The organism is Pseudooceanicola sp. HF7 (genome assembly GCF_011806405.1).
Lineage (GTDB): Bacteria > Pseudomonadota > Alphaproteobacteria > Rhodobacterales > Rhodobacteraceae > Pseudooceanicola.
This window is the reverse complement of sequence record NZ_JAATOW010000001.1, coordinates 24974-45025: the sequence shown is the minus strand read 5'-3', so window position 1 is coordinate 45025 and position 20052 is coordinate 24974. Positions and strand designations below refer to the sequence as shown.

20 protein-coding genes are annotated in these 20052 nt (G+C 65.7%); 11 read left to right on the top strand and 9 right to left on the bottom strand.

Going from position 1 to position 20052, the window contains the following annotated elements:
- Positions 1–86 precede the first annotated feature (86 nt).
- Complete coding sequence (locus HCZ97_RS00215; RefSeq protein WP_368484296.1) at positions 87–1280, bottom strand: N-acetylmuramoyl-L-alanine amidase; 1194 nt, start codon at positions 1278–1280, stop codon at positions 87–89.
- 162 nt (positions 1281–1442) lie between these two features.
- Here HCZ97_RS00215 and HCZ97_RS00210 point away from each other — a divergent pair, with 162 nt between their 5' ends.
- On the top strand, positions 1443–1955 hold the full coding sequence (locus tag HCZ97_RS00210; protein ID WP_167686643.1) for a winged helix DNA-binding protein: 513 nt from the start codon (positions 1443–1445) through the stop codon (positions 1953–1955).
- 149 nt (positions 1956–2104) lie between these two features.
- Here the strand turns inward: HCZ97_RS00210 and HCZ97_RS00205 are convergent, their stop codons facing one another.
- The 3 genes from HCZ97_RS00205 to HCZ97_RS00195 all read right to left on the bottom strand — a co-directional run bounded on the left by HCZ97_RS00205 (position 2105) and on the right by HCZ97_RS00195 (position 4960).
- Entirely contained in the window at positions 2105–3406 is a 1302-nt protein-coding gene (locus HCZ97_RS00205; protein ID WP_167686642.1) for a TRAP transporter large permease, read from the bottom strand.
- Positions 3406–3933, bottom strand: coding sequence for a TRAP transporter small permease (locus tag HCZ97_RS00200; RefSeq protein ID WP_167686641.1), 528 nt, complete (start codon positions 3931–3933; stop codon positions 3406–3408). Before HCZ97_RS00200 ends, HCZ97_RS00205 begins: the two co-directional genes overlap by 1 nt.
- Before the next feature lie 61 nt (positions 3934–3994).
- Positions 3995–4960 (bottom strand): TRAP transporter substrate-binding protein, encoded by a 966-nt coding sequence (locus HCZ97_RS00195; protein WP_167686640.1) that lies wholly within the window; start codon positions 4958–4960, stop codon positions 3995–3997.
- 135 nt (positions 4961–5095) lie between these two features.
- On the opposite strand from HCZ97_RS00195, the gene HCZ97_RS00190 reads away from it, so the two are divergent.
- The 3 genes from HCZ97_RS00190 to HCZ97_RS00180 all read left to right on the top strand — a co-directional run bounded on the left by HCZ97_RS00190 (position 5096) and on the right by HCZ97_RS00180 (position 7314).
- Positions 5096–5836: an allophanate hydrolase subunit 1 gene (locus HCZ97_RS00190; RefSeq protein ID WP_303048685.1), complete on the top strand. Its 741-nt coding sequence runs from the start codon at positions 5096–5098 to the stop codon at positions 5834–5836.
- A complete protein-coding gene (locus HCZ97_RS00185; protein WP_167686638.1) occupies positions 5833–6849 on the top strand; it encodes a biotin-dependent carboxyltransferase family protein in 1017 nt (338 codons plus the stop codon). Before HCZ97_RS00190 ends, HCZ97_RS00185 begins: the two co-directional genes overlap by 4 nt.
- Positions 6850–7113: 264 nt before the next feature.
- On the top strand, positions 7114–7314 hold the full coding sequence (locus HCZ97_RS00180; RefSeq protein ID WP_167686637.1) for a DUF1328 domain-containing protein: 201 nt from the start codon (positions 7114–7116) through the stop codon (positions 7312–7314).
- Positions 7315–7397: 83 nt separating this feature from the next.
- Here HCZ97_RS00180 and HCZ97_RS00175 read toward each other — a convergent pair whose 3' ends face one another.
- A complete protein-coding gene (locus HCZ97_RS00175) occupies positions 7398–8210 on the bottom strand; it encodes a response regulator (protein WP_167686636.1) in 813 nt (270 codons plus the stop codon).
- A 104-nt stretch (positions 8211–8314) separates the two neighbouring features.
- Here HCZ97_RS00175 and HCZ97_RS00170 point away from each other — a divergent pair, with 104 nt between their 5' ends.
- The 7 genes from HCZ97_RS00170 to HCZ97_RS00140 all read left to right on the top strand — a co-directional run bounded on the left by HCZ97_RS00170 (position 8315) and on the right by HCZ97_RS00140 (position 15265).
- A complete protein-coding gene (locus tag HCZ97_RS00170; RefSeq protein WP_167686635.1) occupies positions 8315–8476 on the top strand; it encodes a NepR family anti-sigma factor in 162 nt (53 codons plus the stop codon).
- Positions 8473–9027, top strand: a complete 555-nt coding sequence (locus HCZ97_RS00165; RefSeq protein ID WP_167686634.1) for an RNA polymerase sigma factor — start codon at positions 8473–8475, stop codon at positions 9025–9027. The genes HCZ97_RS00170 and HCZ97_RS00165 overlap by 4 nt, the downstream gene beginning before the upstream one ends.
- A 12-nt stretch (positions 9028–9039) precedes the next feature.
- The gene (locus tag HCZ97_RS00160) at positions 9040–10758 is read left to right on the top strand and encodes a sensor histidine kinase (protein ID WP_167686633.1); all 1719 of its coding nucleotides are present in this window, start codon (positions 9040–9042) and stop codon (positions 10756–10758) included.
- A 94-nt stretch (positions 10759–10852) separates the two neighbouring features.
- Positions 10853–11854 carry an amidoligase family protein gene (locus tag HCZ97_RS00155; protein WP_167686632.1) on the top strand — a complete coding sequence of 334 codons (1002 nt, stop codon included), beginning with the start codon at positions 10853–10855 and terminating at the stop codon, positions 11852–11854.
- Positions 11851–12576 carry a gamma-glutamyl-gamma-aminobutyrate hydrolase family protein gene (locus tag HCZ97_RS00150; protein WP_167686631.1) on the top strand — a complete coding sequence of 242 codons (726 nt, stop codon included), beginning with the start codon at positions 11851–11853 and terminating at the stop codon, positions 12574–12576. The genes HCZ97_RS00155 and HCZ97_RS00150 overlap by 4 nt, the downstream gene beginning before the upstream one ends.
- A gap of 342 nt (positions 12577–12918) precedes the next feature.
- Entirely contained in the window at positions 12919–14607 is a 1689-nt protein-coding gene (locus HCZ97_RS00145) for a Rieske 2Fe-2S domain-containing protein (RefSeq protein ID WP_167686630.1), read from the top strand.
- 7 nt (positions 14608–14614) lie between these two features.
- Positions 14615–15265: a glutathione S-transferase family protein gene (locus HCZ97_RS00140; protein ID WP_167686629.1), complete on the top strand. Its 651-nt coding sequence runs from the start codon at positions 14615–14617 to the stop codon at positions 15263–15265.
- Here HCZ97_RS00140 and glpK read toward each other — a convergent pair.
- From glpK to HCZ97_RS00120, 4 genes are all read right to left on the bottom strand, one after another.
- On the bottom strand, positions 15253–16758 hold the full coding sequence (glpK, locus tag HCZ97_RS00135) for a glycerol kinase GlpK (RefSeq protein ID WP_167686628.1): 1506 nt from the start codon (positions 16756–16758) through the stop codon (positions 15253–15255). The genes HCZ97_RS00140 and glpK overlap by 13 nt on opposite strands.
- 120 nt (positions 16759–16878) lie before the next feature.
- Positions 16879–18591 (bottom strand): hypothetical protein, encoded by a 1713-nt coding sequence (locus tag HCZ97_RS00130; RefSeq protein WP_167686627.1) that lies wholly within the window; start codon positions 18589–18591, stop codon positions 16879–16881.
- A gap of 6 nt (positions 18592–18597) precedes the next feature.
- Positions 18598–18966: a hypothetical protein gene (locus HCZ97_RS00125; protein WP_167686626.1), complete on the bottom strand. Its 369-nt coding sequence runs from the start codon at positions 18964–18966 to the stop codon at positions 18598–18600.
- A 16-nt stretch (positions 18967–18982) separates the two neighbouring features.
- Complete coding sequence (locus HCZ97_RS00120; RefSeq protein ID WP_167686625.1) at positions 18983–20026, bottom strand: peptidoglycan-binding protein; 1044 nt, start codon at positions 20024–20026, stop codon at positions 18983–18985.
- Between the last annotated feature and the right edge of the window lie 26 nt (positions 20027–20052).

The following is a 20052-nucleotide window of genomic DNA, read 5'->3' as shown; positions in this document are numbered from 1 at the left end:
AGCGGAGTATATAGTGCGCCCGGCAGGGCCGGTCAAAACACAAGGCGCTCTCGGATCGGTCATGTGCCGCAATTGGCCGAGACGCCCTAGCGGCGGCGCAGCCCGGCCAGCGCGGCATCCTGGCTTTGCCAGGCCTGGACGGCCCCGGCGAGCGACTGCGCAAGCCGCGCGCGAAAGACCGGGTTCACCAGGTTGCGCCGGTCACGCGGCGAGGAGAGGAAACCGGTTTCCACCAGCACCGACGGGATGTCCGGGGCCTTCAGCACCGAATAGCCCGCCGCCCGGCGCGGTCGGGTGTTCAGCGGCAGGCCGGCCTGGCGCAGCTGGGCGACAATGGCATCTGCCAAGGCCTCGCTACGCGGCTGGGTTTCCATGCGGGCCAGGTCCATCAGAACATCGGCAACCACATCGTCGCTGTCGCTCAGATCCACGCCGGACAGCAGATCGGCCCGGTCATGCCGTTCGGCCAGCTTGCGCGAGGCCTCGTCCGTGGCGCTGCGCGACAGGGTATGCACGGTTGTGCCCCAGGCGCGCCCCTCTGCCAGCGCATCGGCATGGAGAGAGATGAACAGATCCGCCCCCAGGTCATGGGCCATCGCCACCCGGGTTTCCAGCGGCACGAAGGAATCATCCTGCCGGGTCAGGCGCACCTGGTAGCCCGCCTTGACCAGTTCGGCGCGCACCTCCTGGGCGAAAATGAGCATGAGGTGGGATTCCACCACGCCGTCCCGCTCTGCCCCCGGATCGATGCCGCCATGGCCGGGATCGAGCAGGATGCGCAGGGGGCCGCCCTTTTCCGGGGCGCCAAGACTCTGGGAGGGGCGGCGCCGGGCCCAGTCCGGGTCCGGCCCGGCGCCGGTGCCCCTGGCGAAGGCCGCGGCGCTGGTCGGGGCAAAGCGGGCCACCAGACGCCCCTTGCCGCTTGCGGTGGTCATGCCGGCGCTTTCCAGCGCCATGGGGACGTTCAACTCCAGCACCAGGCGCGACCAGCCCGGCTGGACCGGCCCCATCTGCAGCGCCGTGACCCGGTCCGATTGCCGCAACCGGCGATCGGCGGCGGTGGGCAGGCTGGCCTGGCCGAAGTCGAAGACGACCCGCATCGGCGCATCCAGCGTGAAGATTCGCCACGGGACCGGGGCGCTGAGCTGCAGGGTGACCTCCAGCGCCTCCCCGCGATCGCGAATCCGGCTGGCCGCCGGCTCAAGCTGCGCCTGCGCCAGTGCCCCCTGCCCCATCAGCATCATTCCCAGAAGCCAGAGCCCCCGGACCAGCGATCTCACGACCTGTCTCAATCCCGCCTCGCGCACCCTCGTTCCGCCGGGGTGTTTCGCGCCGATCATATCGCAATTCCGCCCCGGATCGAGCCCCCCGCCCGAAGAGGGCTAGGTCCGGGCGCGAATTGCTGATAATTTGCCGATAAATCGTCAGAAAAAGGACGCACAATGGTCGAGAATTCCCGCCGCATCGTCTCTTCAAGACACCTGGCCGATGGCGAGGGCTGGGAGGCGTCGGAATACGAATACGGACTGATCATCGCCTACAACGCCTTCACCCGCTGGATGCAGCGCTGCATGTCCGCCGCCGGGATGCCGGAGCTTTCTCCGCTGGAAATCCTGGTCCTGCACAACACCAACAGCCGCGACCGGGAAAAGCGCCTCTCCGATATCGCCTTCCTGCTCAACATCGAGGACACCCATGTGGTGAACTACGCCCTGCGCAAGCTTCTCAAGCTCGAGCTGCTGGAAAGCGAAAAACGCGGCAAGGAAGTCTTCTACAGCACGTCGCCCAAGGGGCGGGAGCTGTGCCACACCTACCGCCGCGTGCGGGAACAATGCCTGCTGGGCGCCCTGCCCACCACCGGCTTCAACGGGGAGGAGCTGCGCCGCATCGCGGCAGCCCTGCGCGCGCTCTCGGGACAATATGACCAGGCCAGCCGGGCGGCTGCCTCTCTTTGAGGGTGGAAGGGGGGCCTTGCCCCCCACCTGCAAAAGGGTTTTGCAGGTTCCCCCCAGAGTTTCCCGGCAAGAAGAATGCAGAACGCGCCCGGTCTTCTTCTTGCCGTAAACTCCGGGGGAGTCACCGCAGGTGACGGGGGCTGGCCCCCTTAGCCCGCCATGGCCTGGGGCAGGAAGGTGACGATCTGCGGGAAGAGCGAGATCAGCAGCACCCCCAGCAACAGCAGCCCGAAGAAGGGCAGCGCGGCCTTGGCGACCCGCAGGATATCGATCCCCGTCAGCCCCTGTATCACGAAGAGGTTGAAGCCGACCGGCGGAGTGATCTGGCTCATCTCCACCACGAGGACCAGGTAGATGCCGAACCAGAGCGGATCGATCCCAACGGCCTCGACCATGGGCAGGATGATGGAGGTGGTCAGCACCACCACCGAGATCCCGTCGAGGAAGCAGCCCAGGATGATGAAGAACACCGTCAGCACGCAGAGCAGCGCGGCGGGCGAAAGCCCCATGGAGCCGATCCAGGACGCGAGGTTCCGAGGGATGCCGGTGAAGCCCATGGCAATGGCCAGGAAGGCCGCCCCCAGCAAGATGAAGGCGATCATGGCCGAGGTCCGGGTGGCCGACAGCAGCGCGTCGAAGAAATCCCGCCAGCGGAACCCACCGGAGAGGAAGGCCAGCAGCGTGGCGAGCAGCACGCCCACCGCCGCCGCATCCGTGGGAGAGGCAACGCCCGTGTAGATCGACCCTATGACTCCGATGATCAGCAGCATCACCGGGATCAGGCGGCGCGAGGCGGCGAGTTTCTGGCGCAGCGTGAAGCGCCTGGGCTCTTCGGGGATGTCATCGGGCGCGATCAGCGCGCGCAGCGCCACGTAGCCGCCGAAGAGGGCCACGAGCATGACGCCCGGCAGCACCCCGGCCACGAAGAGCCGGGCGATGCTTTGTTCCGTCGCCACCCCGTAGACGATGAGGATGATCGAGGGCGGGATCAGCAGGCCCAGCGTGGCGGAGCCCGCCAGCGTGCCGATGATGAGCTTTTCCGGGTAGCCGCGCTCAGTCAGTTCCGGCACGGACATGCGCCCGATCGTGGCTGCCGTGGCCGCAGAGGAGCCCGAGACGGCCGCGAAGATCGCGCAGCCCAGCACGTTAACATGCAGCAGCCGGCCCGGCACGCGGCCCAGCCAGGGGGCCAGGCCGGAGAACATGTCGCCCGAGAGCCGGGAGCGCAAAAGGATCTCGCCCATCAGGATGAAGAGCGGGAGCGAAGCCAGCGACCAGCTGTGTGAATGCCCCCAGAGCGTGGTGGCCAGCACGAGGCCCTGCGGAGCATTGGCGAAGAAGACGAGCGCCACCAGTGCCAGGGCGATCAGCGCCACGGCCACCCAGAGGCCTGCGGCCAGCAGCACCATGAGCACGCCGAGCAGGATGGAAAAGATGAGGGGATCCGACATCAGGCCTCTCCTGCGTCGACGATGACGGGCCTGCCCGCCAGGACGCTTTCCACGAAGGTCTGCAGGAAGGCCAGGGTCAGCAGGATCAGTCCGGCATCCATCGCCAGCTGCGGAATCCACAGCGGAACCGCCACGATGCCCGTCGACATGTCACCGTAATCCCAGCTCTCATGGGTCAAGGCGACCGCGTAATAGGCCGCATAGGCGGAAATCGCGGCGCCTAGCGCCAGGGTGAAAAGCTCAAGCGCCCAGGTCCAGCTTTGCGGCAGGCGCGAGATCACCAGGTTCACCCGGATATGCGCGCCCATGCGCAGCGCATAGGGAAAGGCCAGGAAGCTGGCCGCCGCCAGGAAGAAGCCGGCGAAATCCGCGTAGGACGGGATCGTGTAGGACAGGCCCGGCCCGCCAAGCCGTGCCAGGATGTTCAGCCCCACCTGGGCGGAGACCAGCAGGCAGATGGCCAGGATCGCCCCTGCCGCACAGATGCCGCCGGCCAGGTACAAGGTATCGAATGCGCGCCGGATCATGGCCGCCCCTTTCATGAAAACGGGCCCCGCCGATGGCGAGGCCCTGGATCATCTGTTGCGATCAATCGGCCTGGTAGGCATCCAGGATGGCCTTGCCCTCTTGCGAGGCAGAGGCGCTCCATTGCTCCATCATCGTGCCGCCGATGGCCTTCAGACCATCCATCAGCTCCGGCGTGGGGGTGACGATGGCCATGCCGTTTTCTTCCATGACAGCCTTCTTGGCCTCGGCTTCCTCGGAGGACATCTCCCAGCCGCGGGCTTCGGCGGCGGCGGCGGCTTCCATCACGGCGGCTTGCACGTCTTCGGGCAGGCGGTCGAACATGCGCTTGTTCACCACGACGACGTTCTTGGGCAGCCAGGCATCGACAGCCGTGTAGGTATCAACGAAATCCCAGGCGGTGGAATTGGCGCCGGTGGAGGGCGAGGTCATCATCGCCTGCACCTGCCCGGTAGAGAAGGCCTGGGCGATATCGGTGGCCTCGATCTGGACCGGGGCGGCCTTGGCCAGCGTGGCCAGCTGTTCCAGCGCGGCGTTGTAGGCGCGGAAGCGCAGGCCGGACAGGTCATCGACCGTGGCGATTTTGCCGTTGGTATAAAGCCCCTGGGCCGGCCATGGCACGGAGAAGAGCGGCATCAGGTCCTGCTTTTCCATCAGCTCCGTTACCACGGGTTTCTGCGCTTCCCAGAGGGTCATCGCCTCGTCATAGGAGGTGGCAAGGAAGGGCTGGCTGTCGATGCCGAAGGCCGCGTCCTCATTGGACAGGCGCGACAGCAGGAATTCCCCGATGGGCACCTGGCGAGAGCGCACGGCGTTCTTGATCTCGGCGTGGGGGAAGAGCGAGCCGGCGGAATGCACCTCGATCTCGAGCGCGCCATCGGTGGCCTCAGCCACGTCGGCGGCGAATTCGCGAATGTTGACCGTGTGGAAGGTGGAATCGCCGTAGGGCACGGGCATGTTCCAGGTTTCGGCCAGGGCCGGGGCGGCAATTGCCATTGCGGTGGCGGCCGTTGCTGCAAAGCGGATCATCGGGATCTCCTGTCGGTAATTTAGGCGACTCTGTCGGTCACCCTGAGGTTTCAGTGACATTACGTTGACAATTTGTCGACGTTTTGCAAATCAGGTCAAGAGAAACCTACACTCCCAGATGAATGGCCGAAGAAATTGATTGATCCGCAGGCAGAACGTTTCCCGCAGCTTCGCCCCTTGGGGATGGATGGCTTTCTTGTCCGGTTTGACTCTGTCTTCACGGAAGGGGCCAATCGCGCCGCGCGCGCCTTTGGTGAGGAAGCCCGGGAAACCCCGGGCGTGACGGAAATCCTGCCGGCCCTTGCCTCGGTCCAGGTGCGTTTCGACCGCGAGGTCTGCGCCCGCCCCGATATCGCGGAAGTGCTGGAAGACCTGATTGCCAGCCGCGACTGGCTGGCCCTGCCCGAAGAGCCTGCGACACGCATCTGGCATGTGCCGGTCAGCTTCGATGGCGCGGATGGGGTAGGCCTGGGCCGTGCCTGTGAACAGACGGGCCTGTCACAGGAGCAGGCGGTGCAACAGATCCTGGACGCGCGGCCAAGGGTGATCGCCATCGGCTTCGCGCCGGGGCAGCCCTACCTTGGGCTCTTGCCGATGGAATGGGACTTCCCGCGCCAGACGGAGCTGACCAAGGAGGTGCCGCCGGGCGCGCTGACGGTGGCGATCCGGCAACTTGTCCTCTTTGCCAATCCATCGCCCACCGGCTGGCTGCAGATCGCCCGCACGGCCTTCCGCCCCTTCCAGCCAGAGGCAGAGGACCCGATGCCCCTGCGCGCCGGGGACATGTTCCGCTTCCACCGCATTTCCCTGTCTGAAAGAGAGGCGCTGACCCGCGAAGGCGGCAGCGCCGGTGGCCGCCTGGAGGTCCTGTCATGAGCGCGCACCTGCGAATTGAGACCGCCGGGCCCGGCCTGACCGTGCAGGATCTGGGGCGTCCGGGACTGGGGGCGCAGGGCCTGTCGCGCGGCGGCGCCCTGGACCGCCTGGCCCTGTTCGAGGCCGCGGCCCTGCTGCGCAGTCCGGAGGTTCTGGCGGGGATCGAGATGCCCGGGATGGGCGGCAGCTTCACGGTCGATGCGCCCATGCGCCTGGCCCTGACCGGCGCGCCGATGCGCGCCACGCTCAACGGCCGGCCCCTTGCCTGGCATGCGGCCCATCCGGTTCAGCCGGGCGACATGCTGAAGATCGGCCCAGTCGAGTCCGGGACGACCGGCTACCTCACCCCCGCCGGCGGGATCGCCACGCGGCCCGTGCTGGCCAGTCGCGCCACGCATCTTGCGGTTCGGATCGGCAGCCTGCTTGAGGCCGGAACAGAGTTGCCGGTGGGCGAGGATCCCGCCCCTGCCCGTCCGCCCTGCCTGATCCGCGCCGAGGCGCGCTTTGACGGTGGTGTGATCCGTGTTCTGGCCGGCCCGCAAACCGATCTCTTCTCAGAGGCACAGCGCGCGGCCTTCGCGGCGGCCAGCTTTACCCGCGGCACGCGCAGCAACCGGCAGGCCATGCAATTGCTGACGGAGGATCACGCCGACTGGCACCTGGACGCGGGGGGCTTGGCCTCGGAACCGATCCAGGCGGGGGATCTTCAGATCACCGGGGACGGCACGCCCTTCATGCTGCTGGCCGAATGCCAGACGATCGGGGGCTATCCGCGTATCGGATCGGTGCATCCGGCGGACATGGCGCGCATGGCCCAGGCCGGCAATGGCGCCGTGCTGCGCTTCCGCTTCACCGATTGGGACCGCGCCGAAGAGGCCTGGACACCAGAGAGCGAGATGATCCGGGCGCTTGCCGGGAAGGTCAGCCCGCTTGTCCGGGATCCGGCCGATATTCCGGACCTGTTGTCCTATCAGCTTGTCAGCGGCGTCACGGCCGGGCGCGAATTGGACTGACGGGGCCGCTTCCTGCCCCGCTCAGCCGCTTGCATGGCCGATTTGCAAAAGCTGCAAGCTTTATTTGCAAAGAGTGGCTTCCTGAAATTACCAAACCCTTCAACGAGTTACGGGATAAACTTCGCGCTCCACCTCCAGATGCCGCAGTTGTGACGCGCATAAGGCCGCGCATGCGATCATTGCCGGGAACCCCTTGGCTTACCGTGGCGTTCTTTTTGCAACAGGCCCTGAAAGGGGCGTGACGACAGCGAAAGGAATGCCACCATGCAACTATGGGCCAAAGTTTTCCTCGCTGTCGCGCTCATCGCCGGGATTTTCGGTTTCACCGGGATCGCCGTCGCCTCTACGGAGATCGCACAGCTGTTCAGCGTGTTCTTCGCCATCCTTGGGCTGTCCGCACTTGTCGGGAGCCTGATGAAGAGCCGACACCGGCGCGATCGCGCCAGCATGGAACGATCAGCATGAACAGAAACGCCCCACCGAAGCGGCGGGGCGTTTCTTTCGTGCTGATGAAGGGAGGCGCCACTGCGCCGCCACCTGCCAAGGGATCAGCCCTTGAGCGTTTCCGTCGAGGCAAAGAACATCGCCTGGCTCACGGCAGAGCGCACTTGGTCTTCGCGGTAAGGCTTGGAGATCAGGAAGGCCGGTTCCGGGCGTTCGCCGGTCAGCAGCCGTTCCGGGAAGGCCGTGATGAAGATCACCGGGCGTTCGCCCAGCTCACCCAGCAGCTCGTTCACCGCGTCGATGCCGCTGGAGTTATCGGCCAGCTGGATATCTGCCAGGATCAGGTCCGGGCGCTCCGACTTGCCAAGTTGCACGGCTTCGGTGTGGGTGCGGGCCACGCCGGTGATGCGGTGGCCCATCTCGGCGACAAGCGCTTCGAGGTCCATGGCGATGATCGCCTCGTCCTCGATGATCAGGACACGACCGGAGACTGCATCGGACATTTCCTGACGTGCGGTGGACAGCAGCGTTTCAACTTCGGAGGTGTCAGTGTCCATGATCGCGGCGACCTCGGACGTATTGAAATCCTCGATGGTGTGCAGAAGCAGCGCTTCGCGCGTGTTCGGGCTGAGCTTGGCCATGTGTTTCTGGGCAAGGGCTTCTGCCCCTTCGGCTTCGACCGCGACGGGAGCGCCGGAGCTGGCCCAGATGGTATGGAAAACCTTGAAGAGCCCCGCCTTGTCGCCAATCCCGGTCTCAAAGACCGAGCGGTCCTGAAGGATGGCTTCAAGGGTGGCGGCCGCGTAGGCATCGCCGGAGCTTTGCGAACCGGTCAGGGCACGTGCATACCGGCGAAGAAAGGGAAGGTGCGCCCCGATGAGCGCCGAAAGATCCGTGGTGCCGGAAGAGAGTGACATTTTATCCCCTGTTTTCTCGAATTCCTGGGAACCTAACTCCAGCATGCCGCGTTAGGTTCCGCTAGCAGTAAGAAAATCTCCGGAGCTGGAAAGGAATCAGGAAATTGGGTCACTCGAAACCAAAAACGAGCGGCGGGATCGACGAGAATCTCAGGAAAGTCTTCCGGTCAACGTTGGAAGAGGACATTCCCGACAGGTTCAAGGACCTGCTTGAGCAACTGAAAACGCAGGATCAGTCCGCGACCAGCCAGGAGACCAGTAAATGAGCGCATCCCCCCGCGATGAACTTGTCGATCATCTGCCGGCGTTGCGCGCATTTGCCCTGGGTCTGACCCGGAACGGGGCGACTGCGGATGACCTTGTGCAGGATGCCATCGTCAAGGCCTGGACGAACATTGAGAAGTTCGAAGCCGGGACCAACCTGCGCGCCTGGTTGTTCACGATCCTCCGGAACACGTATTATTCCAGCCTTCGCAAGACCCGCCGTGAGGTGTCGGACAGCGATGGCATCTTTGCGGCCTCCCTGTCGGAGAAGCCCGCGCATGACGGCCGCCTGCAGATGGCCGACTTCAAGCGCGCCTTCGACCAATTGCCCGACGAACAGCGTGAAGCGCTGATGTTGGTGGGTGCGCTTGGCGCCTCCTACGAGGAAGCGGCCGCCACCTGTGGCGTCGCCGTCGGTACGATCAAGAGCCGCGCGAACCGCGGACGGGCCCGCCTGTCGGAGATACTCCAGCTCAACGACGACGAAACGATGGAACTCACGGACCGCGCGACGATGGCCGTGGTCAATGCAAAGCCTATGACGGCCCGCTGACGAAACACCCTAATGCCACATACTGCCAAAACACCTTGGAGACGCAGTCTGAGTTTCAGGATTGCGGGCATACTCTCCCTTGCGCTTGCGCCCATTGGCTTCATTGCCATCTACCAGACCAGCCAGGTCAGCACCCAATCCGAGGAAGTGACACGCCTGTCGCTCCTCGCGCTGACCCAGCAGAGTGTGGAGAACGAGCGCGGAATCCTGCAACAGGCCTATGGCGCCGCCTCCGGGTTGGCGCGCGCCGTAGAGGTGAACGGCTACGATGCCGCGAACTGCCGGGCCATGATGCAGGATTTCAACGCGCAACAGCCAGAGTTCAGCCTGGCCGCGTTCATTCCGATCGACGGTCAGCTTGAATGCGCCTCCGAAGGTGTGGGCATTGACGTGTCAGAGCGTGCCAACCACCTGAAGATCATCAAGGAACAGGCCCCTTCGGTTCTGGTCAGCAAGGATGGCGCGATCAGCCACACCTCGGTGCTTCTCGTCTCCCAGCCGGTGTATTTCGGCGGGGAATACGCAGGCTATGTCCTGATTTCCGTGCCCCATTCGGTGCTGGAACTGGAAAAACTGCCAGAGACGGCGACAACGCCTGAGCAGTTGATGACCTTCAACGCGGCCGGAGAGATCCTGACCGCCACGACCGGTTTCGGGCAATCTGAACAGATCCTGCCGATCCGCGCCACGCTTGAGGACATCGCCTCCATGGCGCCGGTGGTCTTCTCCGGCCAGAGCCGCCTGGGCGAGGACCAGCTTTACGTGGTGGTGCCGGTTGTCGACCAGAAGGTCTTTGCGCTTGGGATCTGGCCCTCCGTGTCCAACATGACCGAACAGGTCCAGGCTCCTGTGATCCTGTTCCCGGTGCTCATGTGGATCGCCTCCGTCGTCGTGGGCTTCATCGCCATCGACCGCATGGCAGGCCGCCATATCCGCCAGCTCAGCCGCCGCATGCGCCGCTTCGAACGCGTCCGCACCTTCGAGGATCACCGCACCATGGCGCGGTCTTCGGATGAGCTGCGCAACATGGAAGAAGACTTCATCCTGATGGCAGAGACGATCCTGCAGGACCAGGCAGAGCTTGAGAACGCTGTGCGCCAGCGCAACGTGCTGCTGAAAGAGGTCCACCACCGGGTGAAGAACAACCTTCAGCTCATCTCTTCCATCATGAACATGAACATCCGCCGCGCCCATTCGGAGGAAACCAAGGCGATCCTGACGCGCCTGCAGGACCGGGTGCTGGCCATGGCCTCCATCCACCGCAACCTGCACCAGGTGGAAAGCCAGGGGCAGGTGAACGTGGGCAACCTTGTCCGCGAGGTGGCGAACCAGACGCTGCAGGCCAGCGCCTCGTCGGGGCACCGGATCCGCGTCAAGATCGATGTGGAGGACGTGATCCTCTACCCCGACCAAGCGGTGCCGCTGTCCCTGCTGGCCTCCGAACTGATGGCAAATGCCGCGAAGTACACGGCCAATGACACGGGCGAACCCTGGCTGACCCTTCACCTGACCCAGAAGGATCACCGGGCAGAGCTGGTCATGGTCAACTCCAAGGGCCACCGCGAACCGGAAAGCCGGGAAGGGGAAAGCACGGGCCTGGGCAACCAGCTGATCCGCGCCTTTGCCACCCAGCTTGGCAGCACCGTCGAGACCTCGGAGACGGAAAAGGAATACCGCGCCGCCATCTCGTTCGAGGTCATGACCTTCCAGCCCGAACCGCTGGATTACTGAGGCCCCTGTCGCACGTCCTGCCCCCGTCGGTTGCCTTTTGCAGCCGTCGGGGTCAGGCTTTTGACAAACAAGGCCAGAGGAAAGGCTATCCCGCATGGACAAGAACGCCCCCAGCACGAAGGCCCCCGCCCTGCCCACGCCCAAGGCCACCGATGGCTCCGTGCGCAAGGTCGGGGTAGAGGTCGAATATGGCGGGCTGCCAGAGGATCGCTCGGCAGAGATCCTGGTGCAGGAGTTCGGCGGAGAGCTTCAGAAAGACGGCCCCGACATGCGGGTGAGCGAGACCCCCTTCGGTTCTTGCAAAATTTACATCGACACCGCCTATCGCAAGCAGGCCGACACCAGCGACCTGGGCCGTGCCGCCCTGGACCTGGCCCGCAACCTGGTCCCCGTAGAGCTGGTCACCTCTCCCTTCGATCCGGTGCACCTGCCCGATCTTGACGCGCTTCTCATCCATTTCGAGGAACAGGGCGCCTTTGGCACCGAACACGGTATCCTGCTGGGCTACGGCGTGCATCTGAACGTGCAGATCATCCATCCCAAGGTCACGCATCTCTGGGCCGTGCTGACCGCCTTCGCGATGACGGAACCGGTGCTGCGCCGCTCCTACCCGATCGACATTTCCCGCCGCCTGCTGCCCTTCGTGGACCGCTATCCGCGTTCCTTGCGCGACGACCTGGCCGGCGGCCCGCCGGAGACGGTGCGCGAGCTGGCCCGGATCTATCTTGAGCATGCGCCTTCCCGGAACCACGCCCTGGACATGCTCCCGATCTTCGCGGAAATCGACCCCGACCTGATCCGCCAGCAGTTCGGAGAGGACAGCGCCATCTCTGCCCGGCCCGCCTATCACTACCGCTTCCCCGATTGCCGCATCGAGGACCCTAAATGGAGCATCACCGGCGAATGGGCCAACTGGGTCGCGATCGAAACCCTGGCCGAAGACCGCGCCACGCTGGACCGGCTCTGCGGTGCCTGGATCGAACACCGGCGCAAGCTGACCAGCACGGCCTCGGACTGGGCCGAAACGGCCTCTGACATCCTGCGCGCGAACGGGCATGACCGGCTGGCCGGCGGCTGGCGCAGGTGGATCTCTTGAGCCGGCCCGTCGTCGGCGTCACCGTTTCGCGCAAATCAGGCTGGCGGATCTTTCCGCTGATCTGGCTGAACCTGCGGCTGGCCGGCGCGAAGGCCCTGAAATGGGTCGAAGAAGACCACATCGACCTTGAGCGCGTGGACGGCATCGTTATCGGCGGCGGCGATGATATCTCTCCGGGTCTCTACGACATGGAGATCGTGGCAAGGGTCACGCTGGACCCGGCCCGCGACCGCATGGAAAAGGCCGTGATCGAAGCCGCGCTGGACCGTGGCATCCCGGTCCTGGGCATCTGCCGCGGCGCCCAGATGCTGAACATCGTGCAGGGCGGCACCCTTCACCAGGACGCGTTCCAGGTCTATTCCTCGCGCCGCTACCGCACCGTCCTGCCCCGCCGCCGGATCGCGGTCTGCAAGGAAACCCACCTTGCCCGCATTGCCGGAACACAACCGATGCGCGTGAACGCGCTGCACAGCCAGGCCGTGGACCGTCTGGGCGACGGGCTGCGAATCGCCGCAAGGGACGAAGCCGGCATGATTCAGGCCGTGGAGCGGATTTCGGACCCGTTCGCGCTTGGCGTGCAATGGCATCCAGAGCACATTCCCTATGCAAAACGCCAAAGACGCCTGTTCAAGGCCCTCACTTCTGCCGCCCGCGCCCGCTCTGAGGGGCGTGGACAGGCCAAAGAAGTCACACAGGACATGAAGCCGGAAGAAATCTGTTGAAAATTCCTGCCGAGCGGCGGAACCTTTTCAAATAGGTATCGTTATTACCTTGCCCGATGCGTCTGTCCCGGACATCCCCAGCATCGGAATTGGGCCGTGAACTTACCTCGTGACGGTCTTTTCGCGCCAGAGAAGTGTCCCCCTTCTCTGGCGCGTTTACGTTTTCACCCCCCCTTCTGCATCTCCCTCTTGCCCGATCCTGTGGCGCTTTGCCGGTCGCCCGCCCGCCTGACGCCGGGGCGGTGGCGCGCTTGCGGTTGACCAAGCCCCGGGCTCTCCGACAGATAGGCGGACAGGCCGCCAAAGACGGTCTGACCAAGAGAGCTTCACGAGGACGCCCAGATGACCGCCCCGGACCCCGCGCAATGGCTGCCCGTTGCCTCAAGTCACGACCTTCCGCTGCGCCATGTCTACCACGGGCAGCTCTGGGGCCAGGAACTGGCGATCTGGCGGGCCGATGACGGCCATGTCAACGTCTGGGAAAACCGCTGCCTGCACCGGGGCGTCCGCCTGTCCATCGGGCTGAACGAAGGGCGGGAGCTGCGCTGCATCTACCACGGCTGGCGCTATGCGAACCGGACCGCCGGCTGCACCTATATCCCGGCCCATCCCGCCGATGCCCCGGCCCGCACGATCTGCAATCACACCTACCCGGTGACCGAGGCCCATGGCCTGGTCTGGGCCGCCATCGACCCGCAAGCCCAGGCCGATCTGCCCGCGCTGCCCGACCAGACCACGGCCCTGCGCCCCCTGCCCGTCGATGCGCCGCTGGGCCTTTGCCGGGACATGGCCGCGCAAGCGCTGGACGCGCAGGGCGCCTCTGACGTCTGCCTGCATGACGCGCAGGCCGGGCTCTGGCTGTTCCTGCAACCGGCCGATGCGGGCAAGACCGTGCTGCGCCCCCTGCTCTCCGGCACGCCTGAGCTGGCCCAGATGCAGCTTTGGAACCGCCGCCTGTCTGAGCTGCGCGACGGCATCGAAGCCGCCGCACGGCAGGCCCCCGCGCCCGCGCCCTTTGCCCCGGTCTATGCGCCCGTGGATCCAGAGCTGGCAGAGATGCCGGCCCGCAGCCGCCAGGGCCCCAGGACAGAGCTGCGCGCCCGCGTCACCCGCAAGACCCAAAGCGCCGAGGGCATCTGCGCCCTGCGGCTGGAACCCCTGCGCGGCGCGCTGCCCACACCGCAACCCGGCGCCCATGTCGATATCTCTCTGCCCAACGGCATGACCCGGCAATATTCCCTTGTGAACGCCCCGGGAGAGACCGATTTCTACGAGATCGGCGTCAAGCTTGAAGCCCCCTCTCGGGGCGGATCAGCCTGCCTGCACGGCGATGTGCAGGAGGGCGACGTGCTGGCGCTGTCTGCGCCGCGCAACAACTTCCCGCTGCGCCGCGACGCGCTCAGGACGCTGCTCATCGCGGGCGGGATCGGCATCACCCCGATGCTGGCCATGGCCCAGGCGCTGGCCGCCCAGGGCCTGCCCTATGAGATGCACATCTTTGCCCGTTCAGAGGCACATGTGCCCTTCGCGGAGCGCCGCGCGGCACTTGGAGAGGCTGTGCACCAGCACATCGGCCTTGATCCGCAACAGACCCAGGCCAGTCTGTCCGAAATCCTGGCCACCCCCGGCTTTGCCCGCCATGTCTATGTCTGCGGCCCCGCGCCCATGCTGGAGGCCACGCGGGACACCGCCGCGCGCCAAGGCTGGCCGGATGAGACTGTGCATTTCGAATATTTCAGCAATACCAAAACGATAGACGACAGCTCTTCCTTTACCATCGACCTGGCGCGCTCTGCCCTGACGCTCACGGTGCCGGCGGGCACCACGATCCTGGAGGTCCTGCGCGAAAACGGGGTGGAGCTGCCCTCCTCCTGCGAACAGGGGGCCTGCGGCACCTGCATCGCCACCCTTCTTGAGGGCGAGGCGGATCACCAGGACGTCTATCTTTCCGAAACGGAAAAGGCCCGTGGCACGAAGATCGCCACCTGCGTTTCCCGTGCCAAGTCCGGACGCCTTGTGCTGGATCTCTGAGGACACCATGAAGCTCTACAATTACGAACTCTCCGGCGAATGCTACAAGGTGCGCTTCTTTCTGAGCGTGCTGGGCCTGTCCGTCGAAAGCATCTCTGTCGATGAATATCCCGGGCTGGAGGTGCAAACACCCGCCTTCCTGGCCATCAACCCCGCCGGCACCCTGCCCGTGCTCGAGGTCGAAGGGCAGGTCATCGCAGAGCCGCAGGCGATCCTGACCTACCTGGCGCTGGCCCATGATCCGACCAGCACCTGGTATCCGGCAGGCGATCCGATGCGCGCCGCGCAATGCGCCCAGTGGCTGGATTTCGGCGGCAAGCTGGATGCCTCTGCCGGGGTGGCGCGGCGGGCCCTGGGGATGTTCATGCCGCTGGACGCCGGATCGGCCCGGCTGGAGGGCCGGCGCCTGATGCGGATCCTGGATGAACACCTGTGGTTCGCGGAACGCCAGGGCCGGGACTGGCTGGTGCCGGGCCCTGCCCCCACCATCGCGGACCTGGCCTGTTTCCCCGCCGTCGCCCTGGCCGAGGAAGGAGAGATTGCGCTGGCCGATTACCCGGCCGCCCGCCGCTGGCTGGACCGGGTGAAGCGCATCCCCGGCTTCATCCCGATGTCCGGTGTCTTCCCGACCAGCCCGGCCGCCCCTCAGGAAAACTGAGTGACTGCAGAGACGGCGCTTTTCCAGCGACTGTAGCGGCGGGCGCGCTCTTCGCCCTCCATCTGGGGGCTGAATTCCCGCTCAAGCGCCCAGGAGGCCGCGAAGCCCTCGGGATCGGGGCACAGGCCGGATCGGTAGCCTGCCAGCCAGGCCGCGCCAAGCGCCGTGGTCTCAAGCACCTTCGGGCGGTCCACGCGGGCGCCCAGGATATCTGACAGGAACTGCATCGCCAGGTCATTGGCCGCCATGCCCCCGTCCACGCGCAGGGTCGTGCCATGGCGCGCCACCGCGCCGGAACCCTCCCAATCGGCCTGCATGGCCTCCACCAGGTCGCGGGTCTGGTAGCCCACGCTTTCCAGCGCGGCGCGGGCGATCTCTGCCTTGCCGGTGCTGCGGGTCAGCCCGAACATCGCGCCACGGCTCTCTGCCTGCCAATAGGGCGCACCAAGGCCAGTGAAGGCCGGCACCAGCACCACGCCCTGGGCCAGGTCGGCCTGGCGCGCCAGCGGCTCGCTTTCCCGTGCATCGCGGATGATCTGCAACCCATCGCGCAGCCATTGCACCACGGCCCCGGCGATAAAGATCGACCCTTCCAGCGCATAGCTGACCTTGCCATCCAGGCGGCTGGCCACGGTGGTCAGCATCCGGTGCTGCGAGCGCACCAGCTGGTCGCCAGTATTGAGCAGCGCGAAACAGCCCGTCCCGTAAGTGGATTTCATCATGCCCGGCTGGAAACAGGCCTGGCCCATCGCCGCTGCCTGCTGATCCCCGGCCACGCCCAGGATCGGGATCGGACGGCCGAAAAGATCCGCGCGCGCCTCTCCGAAGTCATCCGCGCAATCGCGGATTTCCGGCAGCATGGACATGGGAATGCCCAGGGCCGCGCAGATCTCGGGCGACCAGTCGCCGGTGGTGATATCGTACAGCATCGTGCGGCAGGCATTGGTGGCATCCGTGGCATGGACGCGCCCGCCGGTCATCTTCCAGATCAGCCAGCTGTCCACGGTGCCAAAGGCCAGCTCCCCGGCCTCTGCCCTGGCCTGCGCGCCCTCGGTATTCTCAAGGATCCACTTCAGCTTGGTGCCTGAGAAATAGGGATCGACCAGAAGCCCGGTGGTCTCTGCCACCATCTCCGAAAAGCCCGGTTCCTGCCGCAGTTTCGCGCAGAGCGACGCGGTGCGCCGGTCCTGCCAGACGATGGCGCGCGCCACGGGCTGGCCGGTCTTGCGATCCCAGACCACGGTGGTTTCGCGCTGGTTGGTAATGCCGATGCCCACGATCCGCGCGGGATCCAACTGCGCCTTCTCGATCGCCGCGCGCGAGGTCGCCGCGACAGAAGACCAGAGGTCCTGGGGGTCATGCTCCACCCAGCCCGATTCCGGGAAATGCTGCGGGATCTCCTCCTGGGCAGAGGCCACCGGTGTCAGCATTTCGTCGAAGATGATCGCGCGGGACGACGTGGTCCCCTGGTCTACCGCCAGAATATAACCCATGGGCCTCCCCTCCCTGATGCAAGAAGGGCCAAATTGGCCAGCACAATGCCACTTGGCAAGACCCGATCCCGGCTTTTCCACCCGCCTGCCTGCCGATGGGGCCCCGTTGGCCGTTTTGCGCTAGCCGGCCCGGCGCACCAGCGGCTGGCCGGTGCGCACCGCCACCGCATCGCGCAGGATGCCCAGCAGCTGGAAGGCCAGCTTCACCAGCGCCAGGAAGCCCAGGTGCGGCGCCGTGACCACGGCGATCACCGTGACCCCCAGCCTGAGGCCAAGCGCCAGGGAGTCGCTCAGCGCGGTCAGGTGAGCGCGATAGGCCGGCAACAGGGCGGCGCGGTGCTCGGTCGCGCCCAAGGCAATGACCTCTGCATCGCGGTCCAGGCAGAAGCGCGCGGAAATCGCGCTGATCCGGCCCTTGTCCAGCTGCCCCACGCCCACGGGCTGGCCGATGACGAAATGGGTGAACTGGCGCAGGGCGCTTTGCAATCGCTCTGCCAGCCGCCGGAACCCGGCAACGGGGGCCAGTAGCAGGTTGCGCAGCGGCGCGGTCAGCTCTGATATCCGCCGTCCAAGGCGGCTCAATCGTCGCCGCACCGCGTGATAGGCCAGCCGCATCATGCGCAGGGGCGTGCGGAAGATCCGGGGCGGCTGCTTGTCCTGCTGGCTGGCCCGCAGCGCGGCGGTTTCAGCGCGCAGCGCATCCGCATCCTGCGGCGTGATCCGGTTGGCAGCCAGGGTTTCGTAAAGCGCCGTATCGGGCACCTCTGCCCCCGCTTCCCGCGCCGCATCGATGGAGCGGATCATGCGGAAATGCAGCCAATGGGGATTGATGGCGAAAACGGTCTCTCCCAGCCCGGCCAGGAAATGCTCAAGATGGCCATGGGCATCGGGCAGCTCATCCGCATCGCCAAGGCTGATGAAAAGCTGCCGGGTGCCGGTGCCGAAATGCGTGCCCGTCAGATCGCCGTCATAATAGCCAAGCTGCCAGAGCCGGATCTTGATCAGCCGGATCCCAAGGCCGTTGCCCATGTCCTTCAGCTGCGCTTCGGGATCCAGTGCACGCGGGTTCCGGGGCCGAATGCGCCACAGGCGCGGCGGATGGAAGGAGCCGTCCGGCTCTATCGACAGGCGGTCCCAATCCTGCCCGGCCAGCTGGCTATCCCCGCCATTGCGGGCCACGAACCAGCGATCGCGCCACTTCGGGCTACTGCGCAGCATGTCCAGCATCAGCGCCGCATCGCCAGAGATCCCGATCCACTCCGCCGCCTGGGGCCCCGGCACCTCATGCGCCACCTGCCAGAGGTCACGCCGCTCCGGCCCGGGGGTGTCTTCATCGCCGCGTATCAGCATCGCCAGGTAGGCCAGCGCGGTGTCATCGTCCCTGCCCCAGGGCTGCATCGGCACCGGGTCGATCAGCAGGCCCAGCCGGCGCAGCCGCGCCTTGACCAGCCGGCTCCAGGGGCTCAGCTCGCCCGCCTCGGGGCGGCGTGAGAACGCCCGCCGCGCATCCGGCCCGCCATCCAGCGACAGAAGGTCCGACAGCAGCTCGTACAGCGCATCCACCCCGATGGCATCCGGCGTGGCGCGGCGCTGATCGGGGCGGCGCAGGACATCGCGGAACTCCGGCACCTCAAGCGCCTCTGCCAGCAGGCGCTCCTGGGCCGCAACCGGCTCTGCCCCCACGGTATATTGCAGGTCCCGCAGCACCTCGAGCCGCTCCGGCACGACCTCCCCCGCCTGGGTCTCGGGCGCTTCGCTGCGCGCCGCCTGGCCGGCAAAATCCGCCTGCGTGCGCGCCAGAAGCGCCAGCATCGCGTCAGAGCCGTCCGCCATCCGTGCTCAGCCCATATCCCTGTCCGGGATCATGCCCGTAACCGCATCAAGGAAGGCCGCCCGCGCCGCCTGCACGTCCTTCACCGTTTCGCGGTGGTGATCCAGCAGCAGGCCGTCCTCCTCTGTCGCCGTCTCCATCGAGAACTGGACCGTGTCGCCATCCAGGTCGACATGGGTGAAAGCGGCCACCTTGAGCTCTCCGCCCAGCTTGCCCACGATACGCTTGTGTAATTCCTTCAGATCGATCGCGCCTTCGGTAACCACGCCGTCGACGTTCAGGTTCAGATCCCCCGTCAGGGTCACCACGTCGACCGACAGGATATCTTTAACAAAGCCGCTGATCTTCTCTTCCAGGGTCTTTTTAGGATTGGTCATTTCGCCCTCCTCCCTTTCAATTCCAGTTTATGCCGAACGTCCAATCGCGATAGCTCCAGGGCGGCGTCTTTTCCAAGGCCGATACCGGGTAGAGCCGTTTCAATTCCGCGCCGAAGGTGCTGACTCCGGGAACCAACCCCTTTTCGTATTGGAAATGCCAGAACTCCGCACCAATCCGCATACCGCCTTTCAGAAAGCTCTTGCGGCAGCGGATGCGTTCAAATCCATGTTCCGCGAATAGCGCGGTCAGATTGATGAACCGACCGCTCGTGCTGAGCGACCCGTCCCGCACGCGGTCCGTGGACACACCCGTCAGCTCAAGATCCTGGCCCAGGTCCTTCTTGTATTTCACCCGCACCCAAACGGTCCAGAAACGCTCCGCATCGGGGCCAGTGATGACAAGCGGATCATTCTCCGGATCGACCATGCCGGAATAGATCTGCAGATCGACAGCCCGCCCCACGTAATGCATGGAGGTCGCGCTGCGCCCCGGCGACACCCGCGTGGACAGCCCCCGGATCCCCCCGGAAGACGTCAGTATCCCCCCGTGATCATTGACGATATCGCGCACCCGGCACCAGGCTTCGGCGGCATCCGCGCGCAGGCTGAAATGCGGGTAGCCGGCATATTCCTCTTCGCGCTTGGTCATCTTGGCGACGCGTTCGGGGGTGTTCGTCGCCACCCGCTCCAGCCGCAGCCGCTCCTGCTGTCCCATCACGGCGCGGCTGTCTTCCACAAGGAAGCCACCGGCGGCGGGCGAGCTCAGTTCATTGGCGCGCCGGGCCCAGGCCTCTTCCAGGAAGCCCATGGTGACAGAGCCGACCACGCCATCGGTCAGGATCCCCTCGTCCTCCTGAAAGGCCTCCACCGCGCTTTCGGTCACCGGGCCGTAGATCCCGTCATCGCGCAGGCGAAAGACCATCGGCTGCGCGACCGAGGCCTGGGCCTTGCTTTCCGGCTGGGTCAGGCCGCGATAGCCCAGGCCGATCAGCATGCGCTGCACGGCCGCCACGTCTTCGCGCGGTGTCGGGTGATCGGGCATCGGGTATCTCAGGGCCAAGGTGCTCTCCTGGTCATGTCAGTTCT

Excerpts from the sequence above, each read along its gene's own strand:
- HCZ97_RS00210 (WP_167686643.1), top strand. The coding sequence starts at position 1,443 with ATGGTCGAGAATTCCCGCCGCATCGTCTCTTCAAGACACCTGGCCGAT.
- HCZ97_RS00205 (WP_167686642.1), bottom strand. The coding sequence starts at position 3,406 with ATGTCGGATCCCCTCATCTTTTCCATCCTGCTCGGCGTGCTCATGGTG.
- HCZ97_RS00200 (WP_167686641.1), bottom strand. The coding sequence starts at position 3,933 with ATGATCCGGCGCGCATTCGATACCTTGTACCTGGCCGGCGGCATCTGT.
- HCZ97_RS00195 (WP_167686640.1), bottom strand. The coding sequence starts at position 4,960 with ATGATCCGCTTTGCAGCAACGGCCGCCACCGCAATGGCAATTGCCGCC.
- HCZ97_RS00185 (WP_167686638.1), top strand. The coding sequence starts at position 5,833 with ATGAGCGCGCACCTGCGAATTGAGACCGCCGGGCCCGGCCTGACCGTG.
- HCZ97_RS00180 (WP_167686637.1), top strand. The coding sequence starts at position 7,114 with ATGCAACTATGGGCCAAAGTTTTCCTCGCTGTCGCGCTCATCGCCGGG.
- HCZ97_RS00175 (WP_167686636.1), bottom strand. The coding sequence starts at position 8,210 with ATGTCACTCTCTTCCGGCACCACGGATCTTTCGGCGCTCATCGGGGCG.
- HCZ97_RS00165 (WP_167686634.1), top strand. The coding sequence starts at position 8,473 with ATGAGCGCATCCCCCCGCGATGAACTTGTCGATCATCTGCCGGCGTTG.
- HCZ97_RS00160 (WP_167686633.1), top strand. The coding sequence starts at position 9,040 with ATGCCACATACTGCCAAAACACCTTGGAGACGCAGTCTGAGTTTCAGG.
- HCZ97_RS00155 (WP_167686632.1), top strand. The coding sequence starts at position 10,853 with ATGGACAAGAACGCCCCCAGCACGAAGGCCCCCGCCCTGCCCACGCCC.
- HCZ97_RS00145 (WP_167686630.1), top strand. The coding sequence starts at position 12,919 with ATGACCGCCCCGGACCCCGCGCAATGGCTGCCCGTTGCCTCAAGTCAC.
- HCZ97_RS00140 (WP_167686629.1), top strand. The coding sequence starts at position 14,615 with ATGAAGCTCTACAATTACGAACTCTCCGGCGAATGCTACAAGGTGCGC.
- glpK (WP_167686628.1), bottom strand. The coding sequence starts at position 16,758 with ATGGGTTATATTCTGGCGGTAGACCAGGGGACCACGTCGTCCCGCGCG.
- HCZ97_RS00130 (WP_167686627.1), bottom strand. The coding sequence starts at position 18,591 with ATGGCGGACGGCTCTGACGCGATGCTGGCGCTTCTGGCGCGCACGCAG.
- HCZ97_RS00125 (WP_167686626.1), bottom strand. The coding sequence starts at position 18,966 with ATGACCAATCCTAAAAAGACCCTGGAAGAGAAGATCAGCGGCTTTGTT.